The organism is Methanobrevibacter sp. (assembly GCF_045577275.1).
In the GTDB taxonomy this organism is placed as follows: domain Archaea; phylum Methanobacteriota; class Methanobacteria; order Methanobacteriales; family Methanobacteriaceae; genus Methanobrevibacter.
Genome location: NZ_JAZNIB010000023.1, coordinates 1 through 7,009, shown reverse-complemented (window position 1 = coordinate 7,009; position 7,009 = coordinate 1). Strand labels below are relative to the sequence as shown.

Annotated in this window: 4 protein-coding genes; 2 read left to right on the top strand and 2 right to left on the bottom strand. The window is 31.3% G+C overall.

Annotation, left to right across the window (positions count from 1 at the left end; all coding sequences use genetic code 11):
- Positions 1–190: 190 nt before the first annotated feature.
- Positions 191–3,094, top strand: coding sequence for an excinuclease ABC subunit UvrA (gene uvrA / locus ACKI67_RS00875; RefSeq protein WP_407461498.1), 2,904 nt, complete (start codon positions 191–193; stop codon positions 3,092–3,094).
- A gap of 99 nt (positions 3,095–3,193) precedes the next feature.
- On the opposite strand, the gene ACKI67_RS00870 is transcribed toward uvrA, so the two are convergent.
- Both ACKI67_RS00870 and ACKI67_RS00865 read right to left on the bottom strand, forming a co-directional pair.
- Positions 3,194–4,828: a HEAT repeat domain-containing protein gene (locus ACKI67_RS00870; RefSeq protein ID WP_407461497.1), complete on the bottom strand. Its 1,635-nt coding sequence runs from the start codon at positions 4,826–4,828 to the stop codon at positions 3,194–3,196.
- Between the two features lie 89 nt (positions 4,829–4,917).
- Positions 4,918–5,724 (bottom strand): DUF368 domain-containing protein, encoded by an 807-nt coding sequence (locus tag ACKI67_RS00865; RefSeq protein WP_407461499.1) that lies wholly within the window; start codon positions 5,722–5,724, stop codon positions 4,918–4,920.
- Between the two features lie 534 nt (positions 5,725–6,258).
- Between ACKI67_RS00865 and ACKI67_RS00860 the strand changes: the two genes are divergently transcribed.
- Positions 6,259–7,009, top strand: a 751-nt coding sequence (locus ACKI67_RS00860; RefSeq protein WP_407461496.1) for an Ig-like domain-containing protein, incomplete at its 3' end; no start/stop codon positions are given.

Genomic DNA, 7,009 nt, shown 5'->3' with positions numbered 1-7,009 from the left:
TAATATTAGTTTGTAATATTAAAAACAAAATGTATTAGTTTTCAAAAGCTCTTACTGCTAAGGTTTATATATGAAAATACATATTTTTATATAAAATTTACAATAAATAACTAAAATTCAAGCATTAAAATTAGACTAAATATAAAATAATTAATTATGATGACAATTTGATGACAATTATGGTGAAATAATGAGTACAGAAAGAAAAAACATTATATTAAAAGGAGGAAGGGAACACAACCTTCAGAATATTGATTTATCCATTCCCCGTGACCAATTTGTAGTGGTTACAGGATTAAGTGGTTCCGGTAAATCAACACTTGCTTTTGATACTATCTATGCTGAAGGACAGCGTAGATACGTTGAATCATTATCTGCTTATGCAAGGCAATTTTTAGGTCAAATGAAGAAACCTGAAGTGGATTATATAGAAGGACTATCACCTGCAATCTCAATTGACCAGAAGACCACAAAGGTAAATCCAAGATCAACAGTAGGTACAATAACTGAAATTTATGATTATTTACGTTTATTGTTTGCAAGAATAGGAATACCACATTGTCCTAATTGTGGAAAGGAAATATCCCATCAAACCATAGGCCAAATTACAGAATCAATCATCGAAGAGGGAGAAGGAACTAAAATACATGTACTTGCTCCTGTTGTAAAAGACCGTAAAGGAGAACATAAAGACATCCTAGAAGACTTTAGAAAGAAAGGTTTTGTCAGAGTACGTGTAGATGGTGAAATAAGAGGTCTTGATGAGGATATTGAACTTGGAAAGAACTTCAGACACAATATAGAACTTGTTGTAGACAGACTTGTTATCAGAGAAGGAATTGACTTCCAAAGAAGACTATCAGATTCTGTAGAGACAGCTTGTAATTTTGCAGATGGATTAGTAACTGTCATGTTTAATAAAAGGGATGATGAAGGAAATGAGTCAACTTATGAAAAAACATATTCTGAAGACTTTGCATGCACCAGTTGCGGCATAAGTTTCCAGGAATTGACTCCTCGTATGTTTTCATTCAATGCACCACAAGGAGCATGTCCTGAATGTAACGGTATAGGAACAAAGATGGAAATGGATCCTGATTTGATTGTCCCAAATAAAAGCTTATCACTTAATGATGGAGCAGTTGTTCCATGGTCTAAATCAACTAAAAAGGAAAATTATTATTACCAAATGCTTAAGGCAGTTGCAGACCACTTTGGATTCAGTATGGACACCCCATTTAAGGATTTGACTGAAGAGCAGCAACACATCATTCTCTATGGTTCAAACGAGAAGGTTGCTTTTGCCTTTAAAAGAAGAAACAGATCATATAGAGTAAACCGTAAATTTGAAGGTGTTATCACAAGAATGGAAAGATTGTATATTGAAACCAAATCAAATTATAATCGCAGTTATATCTCAAAATTCATGAGTGACCGCAAATGTCCAGTCTGTGGCGGAAAAAGACTTCGTCCTGAAGTATTGGCGGTTACTGTTGGTGATAAGAACATCATGGATGTCTGTGATTTGTCAATCAAGGAAAGCTATCAATTTTTCCAAGATTTGGAACTTACAGAAAGGCAGTTGTTCATTGGTAAGGAAATCCTAAAGGAGATAAAGGCAAGATTGAAATTCCTCGTTGATGTAGGATTGGATTACATTACAATGTCCAGGTCTTCAGGTACATTATCAGGAGGAGAAGCACAGAGAATCAGGCTTGCTACCCAAATAGGTTCCGGTCTTGTTGGGGTATTATACATATTGGATGAACCAAGTATCGGTCTTCACCAAAGGGACAATAAGAAGCTTATTGGCACATTGAAGCATCTAAGGGATATCGGAAACACCTTAATCGTTGTAGAGCATGATGAAGAGACAATATTATCTGCTGATTATGTGGTGGATATAGGTCCTGGAGCTGGTGAGCATGGTGGAAAAATAATAGCTGAAGGGAGCCCTGAAGAGATTATGCAGTCTCCAGACTCCATTACAGGAAAATATCTCTCTAGAAGAGAAACCATTCCTATCAATCCAAACAGAAGAGAAGGAAACGGTAAATTCTTAACAGTTAAAGGTGCTAGAGAGAATAACCTTAAAGGCATTGATGTTCAAATACCTCTTGGTGTATTCACTTGTGTCACTGGAGTGAGCGGTTCTGGAAAAAGCAGCCTAATCAATCAAGTATTATATAAAGGATTATCCACAATCATCAATAAGAAATACATGCATCCTGGAAAGCATGATTATATTGAAGGAATCGAGAATATTGACAAAATCATCAGAATAGATCAGACTCCTATCGGAAGAACCCCACGTTCAAACCCTGCTACATATGTTGGAGTATTCACTCCAATCAGAGAGCTTTTCGCAGACACTCCTGAATCTAAGGCAAGAGGCTACAAACCGGGCAGATTCAGTTTCAATGTAAAAGGAGGAAGATGTGAGTCCTGCTATGGTGATGGAATCATTCAAATAGAAATGCACTTCCTATCTGATGTTTATGTCCCTTGTGAAGTATGTAAGGGTAAAAGATATAATGATGAGACATTGGATATCCGTTATAAGGGCAAAAACATCTATGAAGTATTGGAAATGACTGTAGAGGAAGCTTTGGAATTCTTTGAAAATGTTCCAAGAATAGCTAAAAAACTACAGACATTATATGATGTCGGTTTAGGTTACATAAAGCTTGGACAGCCTGCTACAACCCTCTCAGGTGGTGAAGCCCAAAGGGTAAAGCTTGCAAAAGAGCTTTCTAAATCAAGCACTGGACAAACATTGTATATATTGGATGAACCTACTACAGGTCTTCATTTTGATGATATTAAGAAATTATTAAATGTTTTAGACAGATTGACTGAAGCAGGTAACTCTGTAGTTGTTATTGAACATAACTTGGATGTTATCAAAACTGCAGATTACATTATAGATTTAGGACCTGAAGGTGGAGATGGCGGTGGAGAAGTAATCGCTACCGGAACACCTGAAGAAGTTGCTGAATCAGGAACTTATACCGGTGATTTCTTAAAAGAAGTCTTAAGTGAAAATATGACTGCTCATGCAAAAGAGTTAGTTGAAGAAAATGCAAGTAAATAATGATTTTCATTATTTACTTTTTTTTATCTATTCTAATCTATTTTTTTCTATTATATCTATTTTTTAAAAAATTCATTATTTGTCAAAAAAGAATTAATTTTATTTTTTAAGCAATTCTAACCTTCTTTTAGCAATTTCTCTAACATATTTATCCGAATCATTATTTGAAATGCTTTCTAAAACACTGGAATTGACTATTTTTTTACAAGCAGCTTCACGTATTTTAGCATCATCATCATTTTGAGCCAAATCAACAAGAATTTCCTGATTTTTTATCTTTGCAATGGCTTCAATACGCACATCATTGAATTGGCCATTAAGAGAAATATCCTCTAAAATCTTTTTATCCTTAATCTTTTTGATTGTATTTAATCTGATGTTTGAATTACTGTTTGTTTTAGCAATCTCTGATAGGACATTTACTGATTTAATCTTAGATATGGCATCCAATTGAGTACTTAAGTAATTGGATTCATTGCTGACTTTAACTAAAATCTCTTCACTTTCTATATTTTTAATTGCTAATCTGGAGATTTCCTCATGTTTTGATCTATTTGCTACATTTTTCAGATTATCTTCAAATTCTTCCAAACCAAGTTCATCAATGTAATTTTGCTTATCTCCAATTACCTTATTTAAAGCATTTTTAGCTACAATTAAATCATCATCTTCTATACTAATTTCAATTAAATCACTCATTAAATCAATATTCTTAATTGCTTCACTTCTAACGAAACTATCATCTTCATGGAGGTATATTTCTTTAAGAATATTTTGATTTTTGATTGATTTTAATGCTTCAATCCTAACAAACTTGTCACTGTCATTCAATGCAATTTCCTTTAAGGTCTCTTCATCTTCGATTTGTTCTGTTGCCTTGATTCTTGAAGATGAATCATTAGAATTTAATGCTATATCAATTAGATCTTCTTTGTTTTCTAATTTTTCTATAGCAGCTGAACGAACATGCTCATTTTCTTCGTTAAATGCAATTTCCTTAATTTTCTCTTTATTGCTTTCATCGTCAATATCCAATTTATTCAATGCTTCGACTCTGATGAACTTATCATATTCGTTATTTAATGCAATCTTTGATAGGATTTCCTGATTTTGGAAATTTTCCTTATTGATTATGATGTTTATTATCTTTTTATCAGATGAATTTTTTAGTATTTCAGCCAATATCTGATTGTTTTCTATTTTTTCAATTGCATTAAGCCTTACCTTTTGATCTTCAGCATTTATACAAATATCCATTAAAACTAGTTCATCTTTTATTTCACGAACTGCAGATAGTCTGTTTTTACCTTTTTTATCATATTTGGCTATTTCTGCTAGAACATTATCTACCTTTCCCATTTTATCAAAGGCTATTTGCCTAACATCAGTGTATTTTGCATTATATGCCAATTCTTCCAATATATTTGGATCTGTAATCCTTGATGTTGCTATGGTTCTTACATACCTGTCCTTATTGTCCATAGCCAAATCTTCCAAGAGGTCCTGTGACTTGATTTCCATTACTGCTGCAATTCTATTGTTTCTATTGCTGTGTTTTTTTGCAATCTCACCAAAGGTATTGTCCTTTAATATTTCATCCTTTTTCCTTTTATCATTTTTAAGACGTTTTTCTTTAGCTAATTTAATGTCTTCTGGACCAATTTCCTTTATTGAATCAAAATCAATTTTGTCTTTGTCCTTTTTATCTTTCTTTAAAAAATCTAAGAAGCCCATTGTTTCACCTAAAAATTAACATCTATTAATATGGAAATATTATATTTAATTTAATTATTTTTAACTTAATTACTATAATTTAATATTTTTTATTCTTTTTTGAATTTTTTCTCTAAAACAATTATTAATGAAAACGCAATTACAGCAAGTATTATGCAAGGAATCCATGATCCTTGGACAGTTGTAGTGATTTTCATTATAGGTAATCTTAATGTACCTACCATTATACCAATTAAAAATGCCATAGTGGCGGATTCATACTTTTCAAGCAAGTAATTCAATATTTTTGAAAATCCTAAAATTCCTATCAATGCTCCAATACAGAAAACAAGAATCTCTAAAATGTTTCTTGAATTCAATGCATTCAGCATATATTGGTATTGGCCAAGGAGCAAGAGCAGGAATGAACCAGATATTCCAGGTAAGATCATAGCACAAATCGCTATAAGACCAGATATGAATATTACAATTAAGCTATGATTAGCTGCTATAGGATTCAAACCGACGAATATGTATGAAAGAATGATTCCAATAACTGTTATAATGACCAATTTAATATTGAATTCTTCCAATTTGGTGTATAGTATGTAAGCGGAAGCCAATATTAGTCCTAAAAAGAATGAAAATGTATATGCAGTATGTGTATCAAGTAGATAGCTTATCACTTTTGCTAATGTAATAAATGCGATTCCAATACCTAATCCTAATGGAATAAACAACTCAAAATCAATCTCATCTAATAATTTTTCCTTAAACTCAGCAAAATTAGCTTTAAATAATGGCTTTAAAAATCCAAATTTTATCTTGCTTATAGCATATATCAAACGTTCGTATATTCCTGTAATCAAAGCGATTGTTCCTCCGGAAACTCCTGGAACAATATCTGCAGATCCCATGAATAATCCTCTTAGGAAAATAAAAATCATTTCTCTTAAATCGAAGCTCATAAAATTCCTCTAAATTTATCTAATAAATCTTTTTAAATTAATATTATATTTAATTATTTTATAATAAATAACTAACTAATTATTGAATTTATATACAAATGGAGTTATTATTTTAATATCATTAAGTTCAATTTTAGGGTAGAAAAAACAAATATTTTTAACGAAAATTAATCAATTTTTCGAAAATAATTTATTGTTGTCAATTAAGGAAAATACACATAAATTATGCTTATTTTTCGAAAAAAAGGCCAAATTTTACTAAAAGTTTATATATTATAAAAAATAAAAATGTCATTACAAGAATTTTGAAAATAAATTCAGTTTTATACGAACAGTTTATTTCAAAAAGGAGGTGTAAATATATCGAAAAAGATACATTTTACCCTGATTTTAGCATTAATATTATTCATAAGTATTGGTGCAATTTCAGCTAATGAAATAAATGACAATTCAAATGGTATCGTCACATCTGATGGAATTGATTTGGATTCAGATGATGGTACAACTAATATAAATTCTGATTTGACTGATAATGCAGTCAATGAAGGAAATTCAAATGACATATCCAAAGAAGGTAGTGTCACACCTACAGAGGATACAGATAATAAAGATTCAACAGTCAATCCTCCAGTAGTTGATAACAATACAAAAAGCGACACAAGCAAAAGTTCAAGTGTTGCCGCTAATAATACAAACAATTCAACACAACCTTCAAAAGATAAATCAAGCATTTCTATCTCTAAGAAATCTGTTGTTAGAGGTAGTAATTTACATATTTATCTAAAGGACAGTAATGGAAAAGGCATTTCTGGCAAAAGCATTACTGTAAAGATAAATGGAAAAACTTATACAAAAACTACAGATAAAAACGGAGCAGTCGTTTTTAACTTTAGTTCATTATTAGGCAAATACTCATTAAAGGTTAATTTTAATGGGGATGCTGATTATCTATCTAGCACAGGAACATTTACTGTAAATATTTACAGACTTGATCCAAAAATTGTTGTTTCAAGCTCATCTGTTGCTAGATCAAAGAAATTTGTAGGATACTTAAAAAAGAGCAATGGTAATGCGTTTGCCGGTAAAAAGATAATAATTACCTTTAAAGGTAAAAAATATTACAAAACTACTGACAGCAAAGGTAAATTTACCTTAAAGATCAACAATCCTGCAGGCAAATATAAAATGTCAATTAAATTTGCAGGTTCAACAACTTATAATCCAGCAACCAAAA